The organism is Nonomuraea sp. NPDC049637 (assembly GCF_040675235.1).
Lineage (GTDB): Bacteria > Actinomycetota > Actinomycetes > Streptosporangiales > Streptosporangiaceae > Nonomuraea.
The window spans coordinates 211,733-235,408 of the sequence record NZ_JBFAOM010000012.1; the positions used below are offsets into that span (position 1 = coordinate 211,733).

Consider the following 23,676-nt stretch of genomic DNA (forward strand, 5'->3'; position numbering starts at 1 on the left):
ATTCTCCTTCTTTTTGGCGGAGGTCTTGCGCCGCACTACCCCTCCCCATGCCCGGGGTGAGGGCCCCGGCCTCCGACCGGGGGTCTCCTGGGTGGTACGGAATGCTCCGCCTGCCCAGGTGTGGGACGCGATTACTGTCGCGGGCTCCTCATGCGTCGAGCCCGCTCCCTAAATCGGGGCGGACTCGGAGAAACCTTGCGTACGACTAACCCTGACGCTGCTTGTGGCGCAGGTTGTCGCAGATCACCATGACGCGACCGTGCCGGCGAATCACCTTGCACTTGTCGCAGATCTTCTTGACGCTCGGCTTTACCTTCATTGTCCTTCGTGTTCCTCAGACGTCTTACTTGTATCGGTAGACGATCCGCCCACGACTCAGGTCGTAGGGGCTCAGTTCAACGACTACCCGGTCGTCCGGCAGAATCCGGATGTAGTGCATCCGCATCCGTCCGCTGATGTGGGCCAGGACCTTATGGCCGTTGTCGAGCTGCACCCGGAACATGGCGTTCGGGAGCGACTCAACCACAGTGCCCTCGATCTCGATGGCGCCGTCTTTCTTGGCCAAAATCCCTCGCGTTTCACTGATCGGTCGTCTGAGGCTCCGGTTCACTAAGCAGCCGCGACCTCACGCTTCGAAGAGAGCGGCGATCGGCAAAGACCGCCGACGCGTGATAGTCATAGTGAGCCGACTAAGGAGTGTACGACACCTGAGCCCAAAACGCGAAACGCGTGCCAGGTGTCCTGACACAACCATGTAAGAGTCTACCCCACGGCCCCCACTCCTTCGACCGTACACCGAAGGGCCCGCCGGGCGGACCGGCGAGCCCTTCGGGGGGTGCTCCTAGTAGATGCGGTGCCGGTCACCGCAGTACGTGGACGACCCGCCCCAGCACGTCCAGGTGTAGATCTTCCTGATCCCCCGGCCCGACCAGGTCTCGTCGTGGCTCCCGTCCCACTTCCTGGAGAACTGGTGCCAGCTTCCGTTCGCGTAGTACCGGAACCACACGTAGCCGAACTTCGGCGTGGACTCCTTGCCGTACCAGTGGGTGTAGACCTTGCCGTGCGACCGGTACGTGCTGCCGTGCGTGAACGCCTTGTGGTTGGCCGAGCTGAACGTGCCCCACCCGCCGGACGAGGCCGCCTGGGCGGCGGGGGCGACGGCGAGACCGGTGACGGCGATCGAGCCGGCGAGGGCGGCGGCTGCGAGGACCTTGCGCATCTGATTCCTCCGTGAGTCGTGTTCCCGACACGGCACACGCTAGGAACCAGCGCCGTCCCGTACTGCGGAGGAATACACACAGTGCATTACGGCACACACGGCTCCGGGCTAACTGCGCTTCTGCCCGTTCCCGAAGATCGTGCTCATCAGCAGGATGGCGCCCCAGGGCCCCATGACCCACAGCGGCCACGGATAGATCATGTGACCGGACGAGACGCTCACGATCAGCCAGATCACCCAGTTGACGGCGCTGGCCGCGGCCCAGGCGCCCCAGGCCGCCCGCATGCCCGGATGCAGGTTGCCGCGCGTGGCGGGCACCGCCTCGGGCTTCGCCGGCCGGTGGCGCAGGTCGACGTCGGGCAGGTCGGCCGTCAGCTTGGCCAGGTCACCGTAGGTCTTGCTCTTGTAGAGCTCTTCGAGCCGCTCGTTGAACTCGTCCATCGTGATGCGGCCCTGCGCGGTGTGCTCCCGGAGGATGGCGGCGACCCGGTCGCGGTCGACGTCCGAGGCACGCATCTCGGGGCTGTTCGCCATTCCACCACTCCCGGGGGTCAGGGCTGAAGGTGACTCAGGCGCTCTTCGCCACCGTCCAGGGCGGTAAGCACCCAAGGTCCATTATGTGTCACGGCGACGCTGTGTTCGAAGTGCGCCGAGGCCTTCCCGTCGATCGTCACGACCGTCCAGTCGTCGGCCAGCACGCGGGTGCGCTCGGTGCCGAGGTTCACCATGGGCTCGATGGCCAGGCACATGCCCTCCTCCAGCAGCGGACCGCGGCCCGGCTTGCCGTGGTTGGCGATCCACGGGTCCATGTGCATCTCGGTGCCGATGCCGTGGCCGCCGTACTCCGGCGGGATGCCGAAGCGGCCCTGGGACTTGACGTAGCGCTCGATCTCGTAGCCGATGTCGGACAGATGCCGGCCGACCTTCAGCGCGGCGATGCCGCGCCACATGGCCTCCTCGGTGACCCGCATCAGCTCGGTCAGCTTCGCGTCGACCTCGCCGACCGGCACCGTGACGGCGGAGTCGCCGTGCCAGCCCTCCAGGATCGCGCCGCAGTCGATGGAGATGACGTCGCCCTCACGCAGCTTGCGGGCGTTCGTGGGGATGCCGTGCACCACCTCGTCGTTGACGGACGCGCAGATCGTCGCCGGGAAGCCCTGGTAGCCCTTGAACGACGGGATCGCGCCTTCGTCCCTGATCGCCTTCTCGGCGATGGAGTCGAGGTCGAGCGGCGTCATGCCGGGCTCGACGGAGCGCTTCAGCAGATCGAGCGTGCGCCCGACCACCAGGCCGGCGGCCCGCATCTTCTCCAGCTGCTCGGGCGACTTGATCTGGATTCCGTGTCGGTTTCTCTTGAACATCGTTCGGCACCCCCCGGGGTTTCTGACGGGCCTCGTGGGAGCCCTAATTCCCCCACAATAGCCGCACACAAAAAAGCAAGGTGGCACGGAGATCCGTGCCACCTTCGCAGGAGATCGTGTCCGGCGTCATCCCAGGTACGGGCGGATCGCCTCCATGGCCCGCTGCGTCACCTCTTCGACCGGCCCGGTCGCGTCGACGCCCACGAGGATGCCCTCGTCGACGTAGTACGAGACCAGCGGCGCGGTCTGCTCCTGGTAGACCTCCAGGCGGTGCCTGACGGTCTCTTCCTTGTCGTCGTCCCGCTGGAACAGCGCGCCGCCGCAGGCGTCGCACTTGTCGTCCTTCTTGTCGTCGAACTCCACGTGCCAGATACGGCCGCACTGACTGCACGTGCGCCGCCCCGCCAGCCGCCGGACGACCTCGTCGTCGTCCACGACCAGCTCCAGCACCAGGTCGAGCTCCAGACCCCAGTCCTTGAGCATGTCGCGCAGGATCTCCGCCTGCGCGACGTTCCTCGGGAAGCCGTCGAGCAGGAACCCGTCCTGCGCGTCGTCCTCGGACAGTCGGTCGCGGACCATGGCGATGGTGACCTCGTCGGGCACGAGATCGCCACGGTCCATGTAGGTTTTGGCCAGCTTGCCGAGGTCCGTGCCGCCCGAGACGTTGGCACGGAAGATGTCACCTGTCGAGATCTTCGGGATGGACAGGTTCGATGCGATGTACTGGGCCTGTGTCCCCTTACCCGCTCCGGGGGGCCCGACGAGAACGAGACGCACTACCGCAGGAAACCTTCGTAGTTACGCTGCTGGAGCTGGCTCTCGATCTGCTTCACCGTGTCCAGGCCGACACCAACCATGATCAGAATGCTCGTCCCTCCGAACGGGAAGTTCTGGCTAGCCCCGGCCACCGCCAGCGCGACGATCGGGATCATGGAGATCAGACCCAGATAGAGCGCGCCGGGCGCGGTCAGACGGGTGAGCACGAAGTTCAGGTATTCAGCCGTCGGACGGCCGGGACGGATGCCCGGAATGAACCCACCGTACTTCTTCATGTTGTCGGCGACTTCAGCGGGGTTGAAGGTAATCGACACGTAGAAGTACGTGAAGAAGACGATCAGCACGAAGAACGTGATCATGTAGACCGGGTGGTCGCCCCTGACCAGGTACTGGGAGATCCACTGGACGACCGCGTTGTTCGACGTCGGGAAGAGCGAGGTCAGCAGCTGCGGCAGGTAGAGCAGCGACGAGGCGAAGATGACCGGGATGATGCCGGCCTGGTTGACCTTGAGCGGGATGTACGTCGAGGTGCCGCCGTACATCCTGCGGCCCACCATGCGCTTGGCGTACTGGACCGGGATGCGGCGCTGCGCCTGCTCGACGAAGACCACGGCCGCGATCATGAAGACACCGACGACCATGACGACCGCGAAGGTGAACTTGTTCGCCTGGAAGATGTTGGTCAGCTCGGACGGGAAGACCGCGACGACCTGGGTGAAGATCAGGATGGACATGCCGTTGCCGACGCCGCGGTCGGTGATGAGCTCACCGAGCCACATGATCACCGACGTGCCGGCCGTCATGATGATGACCATCGTGACGATGCCGAAGATGTTGTCGGGGTCGAGCAGGACGTCCTGCTGGCAGTTGGGGAACAGCTGGCCGGACCGCGCGAGCGCGATGAAGGCGGTCGACTGGAGGACGCCGAGGCCGATGGTCAGATAACGCGTATACTGCGTGATCTTGGCCTGACCCGCCTGGCCTTCCTTCTTGAGAGCCTCAAGACGTGGAATCACCACGACGAGCAACTGGAGAATGATGCTCGCGGTGATATACGGCATAATGCCCAGCGCGAACACCGACAGCTTCAGGAGCGCACCACCACTGAAGAGCTGCACCATCCCATAGATGTTGCCGGTGGCTCCGTTACGGGCCTGATCGAAACAGGCCGCGAGGTTCTGGACGTGAACTCCCGGAGTCGGAAGAACCGAGCCGAGACGGAACAGCGCGATGATGCCCAGGGTGAAGAGCAACTTCTTGCGCAGGTCCGGTGTCCGGAACGCCCGGGTAAACGCGGTCAGCACGGTCCCTCCTGCGCGCCTTTATGGCGATGTGAGTATGCGGTGGTGCGGGGATCTGCCATGTCAAGTCTCAAGTCAAACGAGCCGGACAGAATCCTGCCGTCTCGCCGAACTCTAACGCACTAAGGGCGTGGGGGCCCATTGTCGGAACCCCCACGCCTCGTCATAGCGGAGCTACAGCTCGGTAACGGAACCACCGGCGGCGGCGATCTTCTCCTTCGCGGCGGACGAGAAGGCGTGAGCCGTAACGTTCACAGCGACGGAGATCTCGCCGGTGCCGAGCACCTTCACGAGCTGGTTCTTGCGAACGGCGCCCTTGGCCACCAGGGCCTCGACGGTGACGTCGCCACCCTCGGGGAACAGCTCGCCGAGCCTGTCCAGGTTGACGACCTGGTAGGTCGTCTTGAACAGGGCGTTGGAGAAGCCCTTGAGCTTCGGCAGACGCCTCTGCAGCGGCACCTGGCCACCCTCGAAACCGAGGGGGACCGTGGTACGGGCGTGGCTGCCCTTGGTGCCGCGACCGGCCGTCTTGCCCTTGGACGCCTCGCCACGACCCTTGCGGATCTTGGACTTGTTGGCACCCGGAGCAGGACGCAGGTCGTGAATCTTGAGCGGAGCCTTGTCAGTCATGACTAGTCGACCTCTTCCACCTCGACGAGGTGCGTCACCACGGACACCATCCCGCGAATCTCGGGACGGTCCTCCTTGACGACGACATCGCCGATTCGCTTCAGGCCAAGCGAACGCAGCGAGTCACGCTGGTTCTGCTTGCCACCGATCTTCGAGCGAACCTGAGTGATCTTCAGGCGTGCCATGACTAGCTCACCGCCTTCGCGGCCGCGGCCTCGGCGATGCCCTCGCGCTGAGCCTTGAGCATGCGGGCCGGAGCCACGTCCTCGATCGGCAGGCCACGGCGGGCGGCGATCTCCTCGGGGCGGGAAAGGCCCTTCAGAGCCGCCACGGTGGCGTGCACGATGTTGATCGGGTTGTCCGAGCCGAGCGACTTGGACAGCACGTCATGGATGCCGGCGCACTCCAGGACCGCGCGCACCGGGCCACCGGCGATGACGCCGGTACCGGCCGACGCCGGACGCAGGAAGACGACACCGGCCGCCTCCTCGCCCTGCACGGTGTGCGGGATGGTGCCCTGGATGCGGGGCACCTTGAAGAAGTGCTTCTTGGCCTCTTCGACGCCCTTGGCGATGGCCGCGGGGACTTCCTTGGCCTTGCCGTAACCGACGCCGACCAGGCCGTTGCCGTCACCGACGACGACGAGGGCGGTGAAGCTGAAGCGACGACCACCCTTCACGACCTTGGCCACTCGGTTGATCTTCACTACGCGCTCGATGTACGAGACGCCCTTGTCGGCGGCGCCACCGCGGCGATCGTCACGACGGTCCCGCCGCTCGCCACCGGTGCCGCCACCGCGACGCGGAGCTGCAGCCATCAGTGGTTCCTCTTCTCAGTTGCCATCAGAATTCCAGCCCGCCTTCGCGGGCGCTGTCCGCCAGGGCCGCGATGCGACCGGCGTAGCGGTTGCCACCGCGGTCGAAGACGACCTTGGTGATCCCGGCTTCCTTGGCCCGCTGAGCGAGGAGCTCGCCGACCTTCTTGGCCTTCTCCGTCTTGTCCGCCTCGAGCGTGCGCAGCGAGGCGTCCATGGTGGAGGCGCTCACCAGCGTGTGACCGACGGAGTCGTCCACGATCTGGACGAACATGTGACGGGTCGAACGGTTGACGACCAGGCGCGGACGCTCGGCCGTACCGACGACGAACTTGCGGACGCGGCGGTGACGGCGAGCCCGCGAGACGGTGCGGGCAGCCGTGTGCTTGCTGAACGCAGTCTTCGGAGCCATGCCTACTTACCAGCCTTTCCGACCTTGCGGCGGATCTGTTCGCCCTGGTAACGCACGCCCTTGCCCTTGTACGGGTCAGGCTTGCGCAACTTGCGGATGTTGGCCGCGACCTCGCCGACCTTCTGCTTGTCGATGCCGTCCACGTGGAACAGGGTCGGCTTCTCGACGCGGAAGGAGACACCCTCGGGGGCGTCGACGATGACCGGGTGGCTGAAGCCCAGCGAGAACTCCAGCTGCGTCGGGCCCTTGGCCTGGACGCGGTAACCGACGCCGACGATCTCCAGGGACTTCGTGTACCCCTGGGTGACGCCCTGCACCATGTTGGCGATCAGCGTCCGGGACAGGCCGTGCAGCGCACGGACCTTGTTCTCGTCGTTGGGCCGGGAGACGGCGATGGCGCCGTCGTCGTCACGACCGACCGTAATCGGGTCCGCGACCGTGTGAGAAAGCGTGCCCTTCGGGCCCTTGACCTGGACATCCTGGCCGGTGATCGTGATGTCTACGCCACTGGGCACAGGGATGGGCAGCCGTCCGATTCTCGACATGCTGTGTTCCTCCCCTCTACCAGACGTAGGCGAGGACTTCGCCGCCCACGCCACGCTTGCCGGCCTGCTTGTCGGTCATGAGACCGGCGGACGTCGAGATGATCGCGACGCCCAGTCCGCCCAGAACTCGAGGCAGGTTGTCCTTCTTCGCATAAACCCGCAGACCGGGCTTGGAAACCCGGCGCAGGCCCGCGAGCGAACGCTCACGGGTAGGCCCGAACTTGAGCTCCACCACGAGGTTCTTTCCAACCTTGGCGTCTTCGACGGCCCAGGACTGGATGTAACCCTCCTGCTGGAGGATCTCGGCGATGTGCGCCTTGATCTTCGAATACGGCATCGACACGCTCTCGTGGTACGCCGAGTTCGCGTTACGCAGACGCGTCAGCATGTCTGCGATCGGGTCGGTCATCGTCATGGCCAGTGGCCTTCCTCGCCGCGGTTTCCAGTCGGCCAAGCAGCGCTCTGCCGGTGGACCTTCGGCGCGGTCATGGACGCGAAGCGTCCTGTCTTCTTCTGAACATGGACTCCGGGGGACGACGCGGAGCCGCCCCCCAGAGTATCTACCAGCTCGACTTGGTGATGCCGGGCAGCTCGCCCCGGTGCGCCATCTCGCGGAAGCACACGCGGCACAGGCCGAACTTGCGGTACACCGCGCGCGGGCGACCGCAACGCGAGCACCGGGTGTAGGCCCGGACCTCGAACTTCTGCTTGCGCCCCGCCTTGGCGATCAGCGACTTCTTCGCCATTGGATCAGGCCTCCTTGAACGGGAAGCCGAGGAGCTTCAGCAGCGCCCGGCCCTGGTCGTCGTTCGTCGCGGTGGTCACGACCGTGATGTCCATGCCCCGCGGACGGTCGACCTTGTCCTGGTCGACCTCGTGGAACATGACCTGCTCGGTCAGACCGAACGTGTAGTTGCCGTTGCCGTCGAACTGCTTCGGCGACAGGCCGCGGAAGTCCCGGATACGGGGCAGCGCCAGCGCCAGCAGGCGGTCGAGGAACTCCCACATGCGGTCGCCGCGCAGCGTGACGTGCGCGCCGATCGGCATGCCCTCACGCAGCTTGAACTGCGCGATGGACTTGCGCGCCCGGACGACGGCCGGCTTCTGGCCGGTGATCGCGGTGAGGTCGCGTACGGCGCCTTCGATGAGCTTGGAGTCGCGAGCCGCCTCACCGACACCCATGTTGACCTTGATCTTGGTCAGGGCCGGGATCTGCATGACGTTCTCGATGCCGAACTGCTCGCGAAGCTGGGCCGCGATCTCCTCGCGGTACTTCGTCTTGAGTCGCGGCGTCGGGCGCTCGGTCTCAGTGGTCGTGGCGGTCATCAGCTGTCCTCACCCGTCTCCTCGGCCTTGTCGGCCTTCTTGTCGGCGGGCTTCTCGTCCTTGAGCTTCTTCACGTTGGACACGTGGATGGGGCCCTCCATCGTCTGCACGCCGCCGGTCTTGGCGCCACGCGGACCCTGGAGAGACTCCTTGGTGTGCTTCTTGATCATGTTGACGCCCTCGATCACCACGCGGTCCTCGCGCGGGTACGTGGCGATGACGTGACCCTTGGCACCCTTGTCCTTGCCGGCGATGACCTGAACCAGGTCACCCTTCTTCACATGCAGCTTCGGCATTACAGCACCTCCGGGGCGAGCGAGATGATGCGCATGAACTTCTTGTCGCGCAGCTCGCGGCCGACCGGGCCGAAGATACGAGTGCCACGAGGGTCACCGCTGTCCTTGATGATGACGGCGGCGTTCTCGTCGAAGCGGATGTAGGAGCCGTCGGGCCGGCGGCGCTCCTTGACCGTGCGGACGACGACGGCCTTGACCACGTCGCCCTTCTTGACGCCCGTGCTGCCCGGCAGCGCGTCCTTGACAGTGGCGACGATGATGTCGCCGATACCGGCGTAGCGTCGGCCCGAGCCACCGAGAACACGGATGCAAAGGATCTCCTTCGCACCAGTGTTGTCGGCGACCTTGAGCCGCGACTCCTGCTGGATCACTTGAACTCCTGTTAGTCGCGCCGGTTCTCATCTCTGAGCCTGGCGGAACCTGTCGTTGTCTTGTTCCCACGGCCACAGTCCACGAAGGGGCCGCACCGCAGGCGACGCGAGGCCCGGAGGACCTCGCGTCCTTGGACGCCGTCATGGGGGCCCTGAGGCCCCCACGAGGCGCGGTATATCCGAGAAGGGCCTTACTTGGCCTTCTCGAGGATCTCCACGACCCTCCACCGCTTGGTGGCGGAGAGGGGGCGGGTCTCCATGAGCAGCACGCGGTCGCCGACGCCGCAGGCGTTGGCCTCGTCGTGTGCCTTGTACTTGGTCGTACGGCGGATGACCTTGCCGTACAGACGGTGCTTGACGCGGTCCTCGACGGCGACGACGACGGTCTTGTCCATCTTGTCGCTGACGACCAGGCCCTCACGGACCTTGCGGAAGTTCCGCGCGTCGTTAGCCTCGGTGGTTTCGGTGGTCTCGGTCTCAGCCATCGCTCGACTCCTTCTCGACCGTGACGATGCCGAGCTCACGCTCGCGCATCACGGTGTAGATACGGGCGATCTCGCGGCGGACGGCGCGCAGCCGCCCGTGGCTCTCCAACTGACCGGTCGCTGCCTGGAAGCGGAGGTTGAACAGCTCCTCCTTGGCTTCCTTGAGCTTCTGGACCAGGGTGTCCTGGTCCTCCACTCGCAGCTCGCCGGCGGTCAGGCCCTTAGCCATCACGCCTCACCCACTTCACGCTTAACGATCTTGCACTTCATCGGCAGCTTGTGGATCGCCCTGGTGAGCGCCTCACGAGCGACCGACTCCGCCACGCCGGACAGCTCGAACATCACGCGTCCGGGCTTGACGTTGGCGATCCACCACTCCGGCGAACCCTTACCGGAACCCATGCGGGTCTCGGCCGGCTTCTTGGTGAGCGGACGGTCGGGGTAGATGTTGATCCACACCTTGCCGCCACGGCGGATGTGACGGGTCATGGCGATACGAGCGGACTCGATCTGGCGGTTGGTCACGTAGGAGTGCTCAACAGCCTGAATGCCGAACTCGCCGAACACGACCCTGGTGCCGCCCTTGGCGGCTCCGCTGCGGTCAGGCCGGTGCTGCTTGCGGTGCTTGACCCTGCGCGGGATCAGCATGGTCAGCTCCCTTCAGCACCCGGCTGCGCAGCCGGGCCGGTCTCGGGGGCAGCGCCCGCGGGCGCGGCCGATTCGGTACGGGGGGCGCGGTCGCCACGGCCGCCGCCACGACGCGGACGGTCACCGCCGCCACGACGCGGACGGTCGCCGCCGCCACCACGACGGTCGTCACGCTCGCGACGCTGACCGGCACGAGCGCCGGCGGCAGCCGCCTCACGCTCGGCGCGGCTGGTCGGAGCCTCGCCCTTGTAGATCCAGACCTTCACGCCGATGCGGCCGAAGGTGGTACGGGCCTCGTAGAAGCCGTAGTCGATGTCCGCGCGGAGGGTGTGCAGCGGCACGCGACCCTCACGGTAGAACTCCGACCGCGACATCTCGGCGCCGCCCAGACGACCGGCGCACTGGACACGGATGCCCTTGGCGCCGGACTTCATGGCCGACTGCATCGCCTTGCGCATGGCGCGGCGGAACGAGACACGGCTGGACAGCTGCTCGGCGACACCCTGAGCGACGAGCTGAGCGTCGATCTCCGGGTTCTTGACCTCGAGGATGTTGAGCTGGACCTGCTTCTTGGTCAGCTTCTCGAGGTCGCCGCGGATACGGTCCGCCTCGGCGCCGCGGCGGCCGATCACGATGCCCGGACGCGCGGTGTGGATGTCCACCTGCACACGGTCCGTGGTGCGCTCGATCTCGACCTTGGAGATGCCGGCCCGCTCCATGCCCTTCTGCAGCATGCGGCGGATCGCCACGTCCTCGGCGACGTACGACTTGTACAGCTTGTCGGCGTACCACCGGCTCTTGAAGTCGGTCGTGATGCCGAGGCGGAACCCGTGCGGGTTAACCTTCTGGCCCACTATCGGGTCCTTCCCTTCGGCTCGCGGGATTCCACGATCACGGTGATGTGGCTCGTCCGCTTGTTGATCCGATAGGCGCGACCCTGTGCACGCGGGCGGAACCGCTTCAGCGTCGGGCCCTCGTCGACCCAGGCGCGGCTCACGACGAGCGTGCTGGGGTCGAGGTTGAAGTTGTGCTCGGCGTTCGCCATGGCGCTGCTGAGCACCTTGTAGATCGGCTCGCTCGCCGACTGGGGAGCGAACTGCAGCACGGCCTGCGCCTCCGAAGCGGGCAGCCCGCGAATAAGGTCCACCACGCGGCGGGCCTTGAGGGGCGTGACACGGACGAACCGCGCCTGAGCCCTGGCTTCCATCGCTTACTCCTCTAAATGCTTCTGAAGGCGTCTATCGCCGGCTGCGCCGGTCTTCCTTGACGTGGCTGCGGAACGTCCGCGTGGGGGCGAACTCTCCGAGCTTGTGGCCGATCATCGACTCGGTGACGAACACCGGGACGTGCTTGCGGCCGTCGTGCACGGCGATCGTGTGCCCGAGCATGTCGGGAACGATCATGGAGCGCCGCGACCACGTCTTGATGACGTTCTTGGTGCCCTTCTCGTTCTGGGCGTCCACCTTCTTCTGAAGGTGGTCGTCCACGAAGGGACCCTTCTTAAGGCTACGTGGCATTTCGGCTGCTCCTACCGCTTCTTCCTCTTGCTCCGACGACGGATGATCAGCCGGTCGCTGGACTTGTTGGCCTGGCGGGTGCGGCCCTCGGGCTTGCCCTTGGGGTTCACCGGGTGGCGACCGCCGGACGTCTTGCCCTCACCACCACCGTGCGGGTGGTCAACGGGGTTCATGGCGACACCGCGGACGGTCGGGCGCTTGCCCTTCCACCGCATACGGCCGGCCTTGCCCCAGTTGATGTTGGCCTGCTCGGCGTTGCCGACCTGGCCGACCGACGCCCGGCAGCGCACGTCGACCATGCGCATTTCACCGGACGGCATACGCAGGGTGGCGTACTGGCCTTCCTTGGCGAGCAGCTGGATCTGGGCGCCCGCGGAACGACCGAGCTTCGCGCCGCCGCCCGGACGGAGCTCCACCGCGTGGATGAAGGTACCGGTCGGGATGTTGCGCAGCGGCAGGCAGTTGCCCGGCTTGATGTCGGCAGCGGGGCCGTTCTCGATTCGGTCGCCCTGCTTGAGGCCGGTCGGCGCGATGATGTAGCGCTTCTCGCCGTCGGCGTAGTGGAGCAGAGCGATGTTGGCGGTGCGGTTGGGGTCGTACTCGATGTGAGCGACCTTCGCCGGGATGCCGTCCTTGTCATGCCTACGGAAGTCGATGATCCGGTAGGCGCGCTTGTGTCCGCCGCCCTGGTGGCGCGCGGTCACCCGGCCGTGTACGTTCCGGCCGCCCTTGCTGTGAAGGGGCGCAAGCAGCGACTTCTCGGGAGTGCTGCGGGTGATCTCGGAGAAGTCCGAGACACTCGACCCGCGGCGACCCGGAGTCGTCGGCTTGTACTTACGGATGCCCATCTTTTTCGTTCATCCTTCGTCGGTTACATGGGCGAGCCCGCCGCACCGAAATGCGACGGTCTCGTCCCTCGCAGACCTTTCGGCCCGCTTCCTATCTATGGCGCTGCTAGCCGATCTGACCGAAGATGTCGATCCGATCGCCCTCGACCAGGCTCACGATGGCGCGCTTGGTGTCGGGACGCTTGCCGAAACCGGTACGGGTGCGCTTGCGCTTGCCCGTCCGGTTGATGGTGTTCACGCTGGTGACCTTGACCCCGAAGATCTGCTCAACGGCGATCTTGACCTGGGTCTTGTTCGCGGTCTTCTTCACCAGGAACGTGTACTTGTTGTTCTCATCGATCAGGCCGTAGCTCTTCTCAGAGACGACCGGCTTGATGATGATGTCGCGCGGGTCGGCGATCTTCTCCATCAGGCGTCTTCCTTCCCGCCCTGGCTCAGCCGCGCGACGACCTGGTCGTACGCCTCCTGGGTGAAGACCACGTCGTCGTGCACGAGCACGTCGTAGGTGTTGAGCTGCCCGGCGTCCAGCAGGTGGACCTCGGGAGCGTTACGCAGGCTCATCCAGGTCAGCTCGTCGGCCTCGTCGACGACGACGAGCACGCGGGGAGCCTGAGTGATCTTGCGCAGGGCCTCCAGGGCAGCCTTGGTCTTGGGGGTCTCCCCCGTCACCAGCGTGCTGACCACGTGGACGCGACCGCCACCGGCCCTGTCGGACAGGGCGCCGCGCAGCGCGGCGGCCTTCATCTTCTTGGGCGTGCGCTGCGAGTAGTCACGCGGCACGGGCCCGTGGACGGTGCCACCGCCGGTGAACTGCGGCGCGCGGGTCGAGCCCTGACGGGCGCGGCCGGTGCCCTTCTGGCGGTACGGCTTCTTGCCGCCACCGCTGACCTCGCCACGGGTCTTGGCCTTGTGGGTGCCCTGCCGGCGAGCGGCGAGCTGGGCCACGACCACCTGGTGGATCAGCGGAACGTTGACCGTCGTGCCGAAGACGTCTTCGGGCAGTTCGACGGTGCCGGCCTTGGCGCCGCTGGCGTCGAGGACGTCAATAGTGGTGCTCACTTGGCAGCCCCCTTCTTGGCAGCGGTGCGGACGAGGACCAGGCTGCCGTTCGCGCCGGGGATCGCACCCTTGATCAGGATGAGACCGTTCTCGGCGTCGACGGAGTGAACCTTGAGGCTCTGCACAGTGGTGCGGACGTTACCCATCCGACCGGCCATGCGCAGGCCCTTGAATACGCGGCCCGGGGTGGCGCAGCCACCGATGGAACCCGGCGAGCGGTGCTTGCGCTGCGTACCGTGCGACGCGCCCAGACCACCGAAGCCGTGCCGCTTCATGACACCGGCGAAGCCCTTGCCCTTGCTCTTGCCCGTCACGTCGACGAACTGGCCGGCCTCGAAGGTGTCGGCCAGCAGCTCCTGGCCCAGGGTGTAGTCGCTCGCGTCGTCGGTGCGGATCTCCGCGAAGTAACGGCGCGGGGTGATGTCGTGCTTACGCAGGTAGTCGCCGAGCGGCTTGTTGACCTTCCGGGGGTCGACCTGCCCGAAGCCGAGCTGAACGGCGGAGTAGCCGTCCTTCTCTGCGGTGCGGACCCGGGTCACCACGCACGGACCGGCCTCGACCACGGTCACCGGAACCATCCGGTTGTCCGCGTCGAAGACCTGGGTCATGCCGAGCTTCTTGCCCAGGACGCCCTTGATCGTCTTAGCCATGTCAGTGCGTTCCCTCAGAGCTTGATCGAAATGTCGACACCCGCGGGGAGGTCGAGCCGCATGAGCGAGTCAACCGTCTTGGGGGTCGGGTCGATGATGTCAATCAGCCGCTTGTGCGTGCGCATCTCGAAGTGCTCGCGGCTGTCCTTGTACTTGTGCGGCGAGCGGATGACGCAGTACACGTTCTTCTCGGTCGGCAGCGGCACCGGGCCCGCGACCTTCGCGCCAGTCCGCGTCACCGTCTCGACGATCTTCTTGGCCGAGCTGTCGATGACCTCGTGGTCATAGGCCTTAAGCCGGATGCGGATCTTCTGTCCCGCCATAGTGGCCTCGGTGTCCTTCGCTGTCGTCTGAAAAAGTATCGTGCGGCCTTGTGCCGCTGTGTTGGTGCAGGTCTGACCCTGCGTGACCCCACGAGACAGACACTGTTGATCTGTCTTTTCTTCCGTGATCCGGCAGTTACTTCGGTCACTATGGCCGAAGCGACTGCTGGATCACGGCGCTTTACGCGAGGCCCTTGACGCGGTACGGCGGTCGGCCCTGAATGTGGGGCCGACCGCCGCCCCGACGGTCGAGCTACTTGATGATCTTCACGACCCGGCCGGCGCCGACGGTGCGGCCACCCTCACGGATCGCGAACTTGAGGCCTTCCTCCATGGCGATGGGCTGGATCAGCTCAACGCGCATCTCGGTGTTGTCGCCCGGCATGACCATCTCGGTGCCCTCGGGGAGGTTCACAACACCGGTCACGTCAGTCGTACGGAAGTAGAACTGCGGGCGGTAGTTGTTGAAGAACGGCGTGTGGCGGCCGCCCTCGTCCTTGGACAGGATGTAGACCTGGCCGGTGAACTCGGTGTGCGGGGTCGTCGTGCCCGGCTTGATGATGCACTGGCCGCGCTCGACATCGTCGCGCTTGATGCCGCGGAGCAGCAGGGCGGCGTTGTCGCCGGCGTGACCCTCGTCGAGCATCTTGTTGAACATCTCGATGCTGGTGACGGTGGTCGTCGTCTTCTCCGGCTTGATGCCGATGATGTCGACCTGCTCGTTGACCTTGACGATGCCGCGCTCGATACGACCGGTGACGACGGTGCCGCGACCGGTGATCGAGAAGACGTCCTCGACGGGCATGAGGAACGGCTTCTCCGTGTCACGGGGAGGCTCGGGGACGTTCTCGTCCACCGCGTTCATCAGCTCGATGATGCTGTCGGCCCACTTCTCGTCACCCTCGAGAGCCTTGAGGGCGGAGACGCGGACGACGGGCAGGTCGTCGCCGGGGAACTCCTGCGCGGACAGGAGCTCACGGACCTCCAGCTCGACGAGCTCGAGGATCTCCTCGTCGTCGACCATGTCGGCCTTGTTCAGCGCCACGACGATGTAGGGGACGCCGACCTGGCGGGCCAGGAGGACGTGCTCCTTCGTCTGCGGCATCGGGCCGTCGGTGGCGGCGACCACGAGGATGGCGCCGTCCATCTGAGCGGCACCGGTGATCATGTTCTTCACGTAGTCGGCGTGACCGGGGCAGTCAACGTGAGCGTAGTGACGCTTCTCGGTCTGGTACTCGACGTGCGCGATGGAGATCGTAATACCGCGAGCCTTCTCCTCGGGCGCCTTGTCGATCTTGTCGAACGGGGTCGCCTTGTTGAGCTCGGGGAAACGGTCGTGAAGCACCTTGGTGATCGCCGCGGTCAGCGTGGTCTTGCCGTGGTCGATGTGTCCAATGGTGCCGATGTTCATGTGCGGCTTAGTCCGCTCGAACTTGGCCTTGCCCACTGGTTCTCTCCTTGAGAATCTGACTGACTTGTCTACACACTCGGGCCCGGGAGATCCCAGACCCCTAGGCGGCGGGGTGGCTCGCACCACCCCGCCAGGGACCGGGAAGTTATTCGCCCCGGGCCTTCGCGACGATCTCCTTGGCGATGCCCGGGGGCACCTCCGCGTAGGAGTCGAACTGCATGCTGTAGCTCGCGCGCCCCTGCGTCTTGCTACGCAGGTCACCCACGTAGCCGAACATCTCAGACAGCGGCACGAGCGCCTGGACGACACGGGCGCCGGCCCGCTCGTCCATCGCCTGGATCTGCCCGCGGCGACCGTTGAGGTCACCGATGACGTCACCCATGTAGTCCTCGGGCGTGGTGACCTCGACGGCCATCATCGGCTCGAGAAGAACGGCGTCCGCCTTGCGCGCGGCCTCCTTGAAGGCCATCGAGCCGGCGATCTTGAACGCCATTTCCGAGGAGTCGACGTCGTGGGCGGCACCGTCGGTCAGCGTAACCTTCACGCCCACCATCGGGTAACCGGCCAGCACGCCGAACTCCGCGGCCTCCTGGGCGCCGGCGTCGACCGAGGGGATGTACTCCCTCGGGACGCGGCCACCGGAGACCTTGTTCTGGAACTCGTAACCGTCGTTGCCCTCGCCCAGCGGCTCCAGGTCGATGATCACCCTCGCGAACTGACCGGAACCACCGGTCTGCTTCTTGTGGGTGTAGTCGACCTTCTCCACCTTGCGGCGGATGGTCTCGCGGTAGGCCACCTGCGGGCGGCCCACGTTGGCCTCGACCTTGAACTCGCGGCGCATACGGTCGACGAGGATCTCCAGGTGAAGCTCGCCCATGCCCCAGATGACCGTCTGGCCGGTCTCCTCGTCACGACGGACCTGGAAGGACGGGTCCTCCTCGGCCAGCCGCTGGATGGCGGTGGACAGCTTCTCCTGGTCGCCCTTGGTCTTGGGCTCGATGGCGACGTTGATGACCGGAGCCGGGAACGTCATCGACTCGAGCACGACCGGGTTGGCCGGGTCGGCAAGGGTGTCGCCGGTCGTGGTGTCCTTCAGACCCATGACGGCGACGATCTGACCGGCGATCGCCTGCGGGCGCTCTTCGCGCTTGTTGGCGTGCATCTGGTAGATCTTGCCGATCCGCTCCTTCTTGCCCTTCACCGAGTTCACGACCTGTGAACCGGTGTCGAGGGTGCCGGAGTAGATGCGGATGTAGGTGAGCTTGCCCAGGTGCGGGTCGCTGGCGATCTTGAAGGCCAGCGCGGAGAACGGCTCGGCCGGGTCCGCGTGACGCTCGATCACCTTCTCCTCGTTGCCGACCGCGTAACCCTTGAACGCCGGGATGTCGGTCGGGGCGGGGAGGTAGGCGACGATCGCGTCGAGCAGGGGCTGAACGCCCTTGTTCTTGAACGCGGTGCCGCACAGCACCGGGTTGATGGCGCTGCTCAGCGTGGCGCGGCGGATGGCCGCGATCAGCTGCTCCTCGGTGGGCTCGGTGCCCTCCAGGAAGAGCTCCATCAGCTCGTCGTCGTTCTCGGCGACCGTCTCGATGAGGCGGTCACGCCACTCGCGGGCGGCGTCGGCGTGGTCGGCCGGGATGTCGACGGTGTCGTACATCTCGCCCTTGGCCGCGTCGGCGCTCCAGATGAGCCCCTTCATCTTGATGAGGTCGATGACGCCCTTGAAGTCGGCCTCGACACCCCACGGAAGCTGGATCACAGCGGGGGTCGCGCCCAGGCGGCTGACCATCATCTCGACGCAGCGGTGGAACTCCGCGCCGACACGGTCCATCTTGTTCACGAAGCAGATGCGCGGGACCTCGTACCGGTCAGCCTGCCGCCACACCGTCTCCGACTGCGGCTCGACACCGGCGACACCGTCGAACACGGCGACGGCACCGTCGAGGACGCGGAGCGAGCGCTCCACTTCGATGGTGAAGTCGACGTGACCCGGAGTGTCGATGATGTTGATGGTGTGACCGATCCACTCACAGGTCGTCGCGGCAGACGTGATCGTGATGCCGCGCTCCTGCTCCTGCTCCATCCAGTCCATGGTGGCAGCGCCCTCATGGACTTCACCGATCTTGTAGTTGATGCCGGTGTAGAACAGGATGCGCTCGGTCGTGGTGGTCTTGCCCGCGTCGATGTGGGCCATGATCCCGATGTTGCGGACCTTGGCCAGGTCAAGAGCGGTCGTAGCGGCCACTTTAACTCGCGTCCTCGTCGTCTCGTCGAACCCGCCGGGTTACCAGCGGTAGTGGGCGAAGGCCTTGTTGGACTCGGCCATCTTGTGGGTGTCCTCGCGCTTCTTGACACTCGCCCCGAGGCCGTTGCTGGCGTCGAGGAGCTCGTTCATGAGGCGCTCGGTCATGGTCTTCTCGCGGCGGGCGCGGGAGTACTGCACCAGCCAGCGCAGGGCCAGGGTGGTGCTGCGCGCGGCGCGCACCTCGACCGGCACCTGGTACGTCGCGCCACCGACACGGCGGCTGCGGACCTCGAGGGTGGGCTTGACGTTGTCAAGCGCGCGCTTGAGGGTGACGACCGGGTCGTTGCCCGTCTTCTCCCTGCAGCCTTCGAGGGCGCCGTAGACGATCGACTGCGCGATGGAGCGCTTGCCGTCAAGGAGCACCTTGTTGATCAGGGCGGTCACCAGCGGCGAGCTGTAAACCGGGTCAGACATGAGCTGACGACGGCCAGGAGAACCCTTACGAGGCATTGTTAGCTCTTCTCCTTCTTCGCGCCGTAGCGGCTGCGGGCCTGCTTGCGGTTGCGGACACCCTGGGTGTCGAGCGAACCGCGGATGATCTTGTAGCGAACACCAGGCAGGTCCTTCACACGACCGCCACGCACGAGCACGATGGAGTGCTCCTGCAGGTTGTGGCCCACACCGGGGATGTAAGCCGTGACCTCGATGCCGTTCGTGAGCCGAACGCGGGCCACCTTGCGCAGTGCCGAGTTGGGCTTCTTCGGGGTCGTGGTGTAGACGCGCTGGCACACGCCGCGCCGCTGCGGACTCCCCTTGAGGGCAGGAGTCTTGGTCTTGGAGACCTTGTCCTGCCGGCCCTTGCGGACCAACTGCTGAATAGTGGGCACTGCCACTCCGTTTCGTGCCTTGGCCGGTGTTACGTCATTGGTCTTGCATTTCGCAGGTTCTGCCGGTGTCATGACCTGCTGGTTTTCCTCGTCTCGGTGCCCCCGCGGTCGGGCGTGTCGCGCTATTCGCACGGACACAGCCACGGAGACTTGCGAGCCTGAGAGTCCAGCCGACGCTCTCCCTATGGATATGAGCGCACAGCCGAAAGCCCGCTAGAGACGGGCACGATGCTCAAGACTACCCAGGCCCAGCCGACACGTCAAAACGGCACGGCAACGCCTGTCGGCATCGCCGCTCCGTGCCACCGGGGCCCGTCTCATCCAGCCCATCCGAAGCGCCGCCGCAATGATACCGGCCCCGGGGACCGACGTGTGCCGATTCGCCGGGGAGCCCCGCAACCGGCCCCCAGACCGTCATGCCGCCGGACCGGCCCCCCGGGGCCCGTCCACTCCTACAGGGCGTCAGGGGCCGTCTACGGCAGCGCGTACGGCCGGAAAAGCGCCGCGCCCGGGCCTCTCAGGAGAGAGACCCGGGCGCGGCGCCTGCGAACTGCTAGCGGTTGTACTGACCGAAGTCGTACTCCTCCAGCGGGACGGCCTCGCCGCTGCCCGTGCCGAAGGTGTAGTCGGCCGCGGAGCCGTCGTAACCGCCGACGGTGTACATGGCGGCCTTGGCCTCCTCGGTCGGCTCGACCCGGATGTTGCGGTACTGGGGCATGCCCGTACCGGCCGGGATGAGCTTACCGATGATGACGTTCTCCTTCAGGCCCAGCAGCGAGTCGGACTTGGCGTGGATCGCCGCGTCCGTCAGGACCCTGGTCGTCTCCTGGAAGGAGGCCGCCGACAGCCACGACTCGGTGGCCAGCGACGCCTTCGTGATGCCCATGAGCACCGGACGGCCCGCGGCCGGCGAGCCGCTCTCGGCCACCGTCTCACGGTTCATCTGCTCGAAGCGCGGACGCTCCACCAGCTCACCGGGCAGCAGGTCGGTGTCACCGGACTCCAGCACGTTCACGCGCTTGAGCATCTGCCGCACGATGATCTCGATGTGCTTGTCGTGGATCGACACACCCTGCGACCGGTAGACCTGCTGGACCTCGGCCACCAGGTGCAGCTGCACGGCCCGCGGGCCGAGGATGCGCAGCACCTCGTTGGGGTTGACCGCACCGGCGATCAGCTGCTGGCCGACCGTCACGCGCTGACCGTCCTGGACGAGCAGGCGCGAACGCATCGAGACCGGGTAGGCGATCTCCTCCGACCCGTCGTCGGGGGTGATGACGATCTTCCTGGTCTTGTCGGTCTCGTCGATCCTGGCCCGGCCCTCGGCCTCGGAGATCGGGGCGACGCCCTTGGGGATGCGCGCCTCGAACAGCTCCGTGACACGGGGCAGACCGTGGGTGATGTCGGCGCCGGCCACACCACCGGTGTGGAACGTACGCATCGTCAGCTGCGTGCCGGGCTCACCGATCGACTGGGCGGCGATGATGCCGACCGCCTCGCCGACGTCCACGAGCTTGCCGGTGGCCAGCGAGCGGCCGTAGCAGGTCGCGCAGACACCGATCTTGGCCTCGCAGACGAGCGCGCTGCGGGTGCGGACGGTCTCGACGCCGGCCTCGACCAGCTTCGTCACGTGGATGTCGTTGATGTCGACACCCGCCGGGACGATGACCTTGCCGTCGACCTCGACGTCCTCGGCCAGGATGCGGCCGTGCACGTTGGACTCGGCGTTCTCCGCCTTGACCAGGTTGCCGGACGCGTCACGCTCGCCGACGTGCAGCGGGACCGCGCGGTCGGTGCCGCAGTCGATCTCACGCACGATGACGTCCTGGGCGACGTCCACCAGACGACGGGTCAGGTAACCCGAGTCGGCGGTACGCAGGGCGGTGTCGGCCAGACCCTTTCGCTGACCGTGGGTGGAGATGAAGTACTCCAGCACCGACAGGCCCTCGCGGAAGGAGGCCTTGATCGGCCGCGGGATCGTCTCGCCCTTGGTGTTGGACACCAGGCCACGGATGCCGGCGATCTGCCGGACCTGCATCTTGTTACCACGGGCGCCCGAGTTGACCATCATCCAGACCGGGTTGGTCGCCGGGAAGGCGTTGACCATGTCGGTCTCGACGTCGGCCGTGGCGTGGGTCCAGATCTCGATGAGCTCCTGGCGGCGCTCCTCGTCGGTGATCAGACCACGCTCGTACTCGCGCTGGACCTTGTCGGCCCGGCGCTCGTAGTTCTCCATGATGTCGGTCTTGTTCGGCGGCGCGACGACGTCCTCGATCGAGATCGTGACGCCGGAGCGGGTCGCCCAGCGGAAGCCCGCGTCCTTGAGCGCGTCGAGCGAGTTGGCGACCTCGACCTTGGGGTAGGAGTCGGCCAGCTCGTTCACGATCGTGGACAGCTGCTTCTTGCCCACCTGGAAGTTGACGAACGGGTAGCTCTCGGGGAGCGTCTGGTTGAACAGGCACCGCCCGAACGTCGTCTCCAGCCGGATCGGGTCACCCTGCTCCCAGCCCTCCGGAGCGACCCAGTCGCGCGGCGGCAGGACGTCCTTGACCCGGATCTGGATCTTCGCCTGGATCTCCAGCTCACGGCGGTCGAAGGCCATCTGCGCCTCGGCGATCGAGCCGAACACGCGGCCCTCGCCGATCGCGCCTTCCTTCTGGGTGGTCAGCCAGTAGAGGCCGATGACCATGTCCTGGGTGGGCATCGTCACGGGCTTGCCGTCGGCCGGCTTGAGGATGTTGTTGGTCGAGAGCATCAGGATGCGTGCCTCGGCCTGGGCCTCAGCCGACAGCGGCAGGTGCACGGCCATCTGGTCGCCGTCGAAGTCCGCGTTGAAGGCGGTGCAGACGAGCGGGTGGATCTGGATGGCCTTGCCCTCGACCAGCTGCGGCTCGAACGCCTGGATGCCCAGACGGTGGAGCGTCGGAGCGCGGTTGAGCAGCACCGGGTGCTCGGTGATGACCTCTTCGAGCACGTCCCACACGACGGGGCGGGCGCGCTCGACCATCCGCTTGGCCGACTTGATGTTCTGCGCGTGGTTGAGGTCCACGAGCCTCTTCATCACGAACGGCTTGAACAGCTCCAGCGCCATCTGCTTGGGCAGACCGCACTGGTGCAGCTTGAGCTGCGGGCCGACGACGATGACCGAACGGCCGGAGTAGTCGACTCGCTTGCCCAGCAGGTTCTGGCGGAACCGGCCCTGCTTGCCCTTCAGCATGTCGCTGAGGGACTTCAGCGGCCGGTTGCCGGGGCCCGTCACCGGGCGACCGCGACGGCCGTTGTCGAACAGCGCGTCGACGGCCTCCTGGAGCATCCGCTTCTCGTTGTTCACGATGATCTCGGGGGCGCCGAGGTCGAGCAGACGCTTGAGGCGGTTGTTCCGGTTGATGACCCGGCGGTACAGGTCGTTGAGGTCGGAGGTCGCGAACCGGCCACCGTCGAGCTGCACCATCGGGCGCAGGTCCGGCGGGATGACCGGGATGCAGTCGAGCACCATGCCGCGCGGCGAGTTGGTGGTGTTCAGGAACGCCGACACGACCTTGAGCCGCTTGAGGGCGCGGGCCTTCTTCTGGCCCTTGCCGCTGCGGATGGTCTCGCGCAGGTTCTCGGCCTCGGCGTCGAGGTCGAAGCTGATCAGGCGGTCCTGGATCGCCTGCGCGCCCATGCCGCCCTTGAAGTAGCGGCCGAAGCGGTCGCGCATCTCGCGGTAGAGCAGCTCGTCGCCCTCGAGGTCCTGGACCTTGAGGTTCTTGAAGCGGCTCCAGACCTCGTCGAGCCGGTCCAGCTCGCGCTGGGCACGGTCGCGGAGCTGGCGCATCTCGCGCTCGGCGCCCTCGCGGACCTTGCGCCGCTGGTCGCCCTTGGCGCCGGCGGCCTCCAGCTCGGCCAGGTCGGACTCGAGCTTCTTCTGCCTGGACTCGACGTCGGCGTCACGGCGCTGCTCGATGTGCTGCCGCTCGACGGAGATCTTCGCCTCCAGCGAGGGCAGGTCACGCTCACGCATGTCGGTGTCGACGTGCGTGATCATGTAGGCCGCGAAGTAGATGACCTTCTCCAGGTCCTTCGGGGCCAGGTCGAGCAGGTAGCCGAGGCGCGACGGCACGCCCTTGAAGTACCAGATGTGCGTGACGGGCGCGGCCAGCTCGATGTGGCCCATCCGCTCACGACGCACCTTGGCCCGGGTCACCTCGACGCCGCAGCGCTCACAGATGATGCCCTTGAACCGGACGCGCTTGTACTTGCCGCAGTAGCACTCCCAGTCGCGGGTCGGACCGAAGATCTTCTCGCAGAAGAGTCCGTCCTTTTCCGGCTTGAGAGTCCGGTAGTTGATGGTCTCGGGCTTCTTGACCTCGCCGTGCGACCACTGACGGATGTCGTCGGCGGTCGCAAGACCGATCCTGAGCTCGTCGAAGAAGTTGACGTCTAGCATTGTGTGCGATCTCCCCCTCAGACTTCTTCCACGCTGCTCGGCTCACGCCGGGACAGATCGATACCGAGTTCCTCCGCCGCGCGGAAGACGTCCTCGTCGGTGTCGCGCATCTCGATGGACAT

At 66.1% G+C, this 23,676-nt stretch carries 33 protein-coding genes; all 33 read right to left on the bottom strand.

Going from position 1 to position 23,676, the window contains the following annotated elements:
* Window positions 1-205: 205 nt before the first annotated feature.
* The gene (gene rpmJ, locus AB0J71_RS19330) at window positions 206-319 is read right to left on the bottom strand and encodes a 50S ribosomal protein L36 (protein ID WP_003956441.1); all 114 of its coding nucleotides are present in this window, start codon (window positions 317-319) and stop codon (window positions 206-208) included.
* Between the two features lie 24 nt (window positions 320-343).
* The gene (gene infA, locus AB0J71_RS19335) at window positions 344-565 is read right to left on the bottom strand and encodes a translation initiation factor IF-1 (RefSeq protein WP_012887858.1); all 222 of its coding nucleotides are present in this window, start codon (window positions 563-565) and stop codon (window positions 344-346) included.
* Window positions 566-841: 276 nt separating this feature from the next.
* Window positions 842-1,219: a hypothetical protein gene (locus AB0J71_RS19340; RefSeq protein ID WP_352327497.1), complete on the bottom strand. Its 378-nt coding sequence runs from the start codon at window positions 1,217-1,219 to the stop codon at window positions 842-844.
* A gap of 108 nt (window positions 1,220-1,327) precedes the next feature.
* Entirely contained in the window at window positions 1,328-1,753 is a 426-nt protein-coding gene (locus AB0J71_RS19345; RefSeq protein ID WP_352327496.1) for a DUF1707 domain-containing protein, read from the bottom strand.
* A 17-nt stretch (window positions 1,754-1,770) separates the two neighbouring features.
* The gene (map, locus tag AB0J71_RS19350) at window positions 1,771-2,580 is read right to left on the bottom strand and encodes a type I methionyl aminopeptidase (protein WP_352327495.1); all 810 of its coding nucleotides are present in this window, start codon (window positions 2,578-2,580) and stop codon (window positions 1,771-1,773) included.
* Between the two features lie 126 nt (window positions 2,581-2,706).
* Window positions 2,707-3,357, bottom strand: coding sequence for an adenylate kinase (locus AB0J71_RS19355; protein ID WP_352327494.1), 651 nt, complete (start codon window positions 3,355-3,357; stop codon window positions 2,707-2,709).
* On the bottom strand, window positions 3,357-4,661 hold the full coding sequence (gene secY / locus AB0J71_RS19360; protein WP_352327493.1) for a preprotein translocase subunit SecY: 1,305 nt from the start codon (window positions 4,659-4,661) through the stop codon (window positions 3,357-3,359). Before secY ends, AB0J71_RS19355 begins: the two co-directional genes overlap by 1 nt.
* Before the next feature lie 171 nt (window positions 4,662-4,832).
* Entirely contained in the window at window positions 4,833-5,288 is a 456-nt protein-coding gene (rplO, locus tag AB0J71_RS19365) for a 50S ribosomal protein L15 (protein WP_352327492.1), read from the bottom strand.
* 2 nt (window positions 5,289-5,290) lie between these two features.
* Window positions 5,291-5,473 (bottom strand): 50S ribosomal protein L30, encoded by a 183-nt coding sequence (gene rpmD / locus AB0J71_RS19370; protein WP_080043226.1) that lies wholly within the window; start codon window positions 5,471-5,473, stop codon window positions 5,291-5,293.
* Window positions 5,474-5,475: 2 nt separating this feature from the next.
* On the bottom strand, window positions 5,476-6,105 hold the full coding sequence (gene rpsE / locus AB0J71_RS19375) for a 30S ribosomal protein S5 (protein ID WP_049572667.1): 630 nt from the start codon (window positions 6,103-6,105) through the stop codon (window positions 5,476-5,478).
* Window positions 6,106-6,130: 25 nt separating this feature from the next.
* Complete coding sequence (gene rplR, locus AB0J71_RS19380; RefSeq protein WP_125644663.1) at window positions 6,131-6,514, bottom strand: 50S ribosomal protein L18; 384 nt, start codon at window positions 6,512-6,514, stop codon at window positions 6,131-6,133.
* Between the two features lie 2 nt (window positions 6,515-6,516).
* Window positions 6,517-7,059, bottom strand: a complete 543-nt coding sequence (gene rplF, locus AB0J71_RS19385) for a 50S ribosomal protein L6 (RefSeq protein WP_352327491.1) — start codon at window positions 7,057-7,059, stop codon at window positions 6,517-6,519.
* A 16-nt stretch (window positions 7,060-7,075) separates the two neighbouring features.
* Window positions 7,076-7,474, bottom strand: a complete 399-nt coding sequence (gene rpsH, locus AB0J71_RS19390; protein WP_125644666.1) for a 30S ribosomal protein S8 — start codon at window positions 7,472-7,474, stop codon at window positions 7,076-7,078.
* Window positions 7,475-7,619: 145 nt separating this feature from the next.
* Window positions 7,620-7,805 carry a type Z 30S ribosomal protein S14 gene (locus AB0J71_RS19395; RefSeq protein WP_020542298.1) on the bottom strand — a complete coding sequence of 62 codons (186 nt, stop codon included), beginning with the start codon at window positions 7,803-7,805 and terminating at the stop codon, window positions 7,620-7,622.
* 4 nt (window positions 7,806-7,809) lie between these two features.
* A complete protein-coding gene (rplE, locus tag AB0J71_RS19400; protein ID WP_352327490.1) occupies window positions 7,810-8,385 on the bottom strand; it encodes a 50S ribosomal protein L5 in 576 nt (191 codons plus the stop codon).
* Window positions 8,385-8,672, bottom strand: coding sequence for a 50S ribosomal protein L24 (rplX, locus tag AB0J71_RS19405; protein ID WP_352327499.1), 288 nt, complete (start codon window positions 8,670-8,672; stop codon window positions 8,385-8,387). The genes rplE and rplX overlap by 1 nt, the downstream gene beginning before the upstream one ends.
* A gap of 8 nt (window positions 8,673-8,680) precedes the next feature.
* Entirely contained in the window at window positions 8,681-9,052 is a 372-nt protein-coding gene (gene rplN, locus AB0J71_RS19410) for a 50S ribosomal protein L14 (protein WP_090769698.1), read from the bottom strand.
* Window positions 9,053-9,243: 191 nt separating this feature from the next.
* Entirely contained in the window at window positions 9,244-9,537 is a 294-nt protein-coding gene (rpsQ, locus tag AB0J71_RS19415; RefSeq protein ID WP_352327248.1) for a 30S ribosomal protein S17, read from the bottom strand.
* Window positions 9,530-9,766, bottom strand: coding sequence for a 50S ribosomal protein L29 (gene rpmC, locus AB0J71_RS19420; RefSeq protein ID WP_026214152.1), 237 nt, complete (start codon window positions 9,764-9,766; stop codon window positions 9,530-9,532). The genes rpsQ and rpmC overlap by 8 nt, the downstream gene beginning before the upstream one ends.
* Window positions 9,766-10,185: a 50S ribosomal protein L16 gene (rplP, locus tag AB0J71_RS19425; RefSeq protein ID WP_125644673.1), complete on the bottom strand. Its 420-nt coding sequence runs from the start codon at window positions 10,183-10,185 to the stop codon at window positions 9,766-9,768. The genes rpmC and rplP overlap by 1 nt, the downstream gene beginning before the upstream one ends.
* Window positions 10,186-10,187: 2 nt before the next feature.
* Window positions 10,188-11,039 carry a 30S ribosomal protein S3 gene (rpsC, locus tag AB0J71_RS19430; RefSeq protein WP_352327249.1) on the bottom strand — a complete coding sequence of 284 codons (852 nt, stop codon included), beginning with the start codon at window positions 11,037-11,039 and terminating at the stop codon, window positions 10,188-10,190.
* The gene (rplV, locus tag AB0J71_RS19435) at window positions 11,039-11,392 is read right to left on the bottom strand and encodes a 50S ribosomal protein L22 (RefSeq protein ID WP_080043235.1); all 354 of its coding nucleotides are present in this window, start codon (window positions 11,390-11,392) and stop codon (window positions 11,039-11,041) included. The genes rpsC and rplV overlap by 1 nt, the downstream gene beginning before the upstream one ends.
* Before the next feature lie 31 nt (window positions 11,393-11,423).
* Complete coding sequence (rpsS, locus tag AB0J71_RS19440) at window positions 11,424-11,702, bottom strand: 30S ribosomal protein S19 (protein WP_030451498.1); 279 nt, start codon at window positions 11,700-11,702, stop codon at window positions 11,424-11,426.
* 11 nt (window positions 11,703-11,713) lie between these two features.
* Window positions 11,714-12,550 (bottom strand): 50S ribosomal protein L2, encoded by an 837-nt coding sequence (gene rplB / locus AB0J71_RS19445; protein ID WP_125644676.1) that lies wholly within the window; start codon window positions 12,548-12,550, stop codon window positions 11,714-11,716.
* A gap of 106 nt (window positions 12,551-12,656) precedes the next feature.
* On the bottom strand, window positions 12,657-12,959 hold the full coding sequence (gene rplW / locus AB0J71_RS19450) for a 50S ribosomal protein L23 (RefSeq protein WP_352327250.1): 303 nt from the start codon (window positions 12,957-12,959) through the stop codon (window positions 12,657-12,659).
* On the bottom strand, window positions 12,959-13,609 hold the full coding sequence (rplD, locus tag AB0J71_RS19455; protein ID WP_352327251.1) for a 50S ribosomal protein L4: 651 nt from the start codon (window positions 13,607-13,609) through the stop codon (window positions 12,959-12,961). Before rplD ends, rplW begins: the two co-directional genes overlap by 1 nt.
* The gene (rplC, locus tag AB0J71_RS19460) at window positions 13,606-14,259 is read right to left on the bottom strand and encodes a 50S ribosomal protein L3 (protein WP_138694761.1); all 654 of its coding nucleotides are present in this window, start codon (window positions 14,257-14,259) and stop codon (window positions 13,606-13,608) included. Before rplC ends, rplD begins: the two co-directional genes overlap by 4 nt.
* A gap of 14 nt (window positions 14,260-14,273) precedes the next feature.
* Complete coding sequence (gene rpsJ, locus AB0J71_RS19465) at window positions 14,274-14,582, bottom strand: 30S ribosomal protein S10 (RefSeq protein WP_012887830.1); 309 nt, start codon at window positions 14,580-14,582, stop codon at window positions 14,274-14,276.
* Between the two features lie 253 nt (window positions 14,583-14,835).
* A complete protein-coding gene (gene tuf / locus AB0J71_RS19470) occupies window positions 14,836-16,029 on the bottom strand; it encodes an elongation factor Tu (protein ID WP_352327252.1) in 1,194 nt (397 codons plus the stop codon).
* A 109-nt stretch (window positions 16,030-16,138) separates the two neighbouring features.
* Window positions 16,139-18,238, bottom strand: a complete 2,100-nt coding sequence (gene fusA / locus AB0J71_RS19475; RefSeq protein ID WP_352327253.1) for an elongation factor G — start codon at window positions 18,236-18,238, stop codon at window positions 16,139-16,141.
* Between the two features lie 39 nt (window positions 18,239-18,277).
* Window positions 18,278-18,748 (bottom strand): 30S ribosomal protein S7, encoded by a 471-nt coding sequence (gene rpsG, locus AB0J71_RS19480; RefSeq protein ID WP_043623423.1) that lies wholly within the window; start codon window positions 18,746-18,748, stop codon window positions 18,278-18,280.
* A gap of 2 nt (window positions 18,749-18,750) precedes the next feature.
* On the bottom strand, window positions 18,751-19,125 hold the full coding sequence (gene rpsL / locus AB0J71_RS19485; protein ID WP_020542315.1) for a 30S ribosomal protein S12: 375 nt from the start codon (window positions 19,123-19,125) through the stop codon (window positions 18,751-18,753).
* 553 nt (window positions 19,126-19,678) lie between these two features.
* Window positions 19,679-23,554, bottom strand: coding sequence for a DNA-directed RNA polymerase subunit beta' (locus tag AB0J71_RS19490; RefSeq protein ID WP_352330499.1), 3,876 nt, complete (start codon window positions 23,552-23,554; stop codon window positions 19,679-19,681).
* Window positions 23,555-23,676 lie beyond the last annotated feature (122 nt).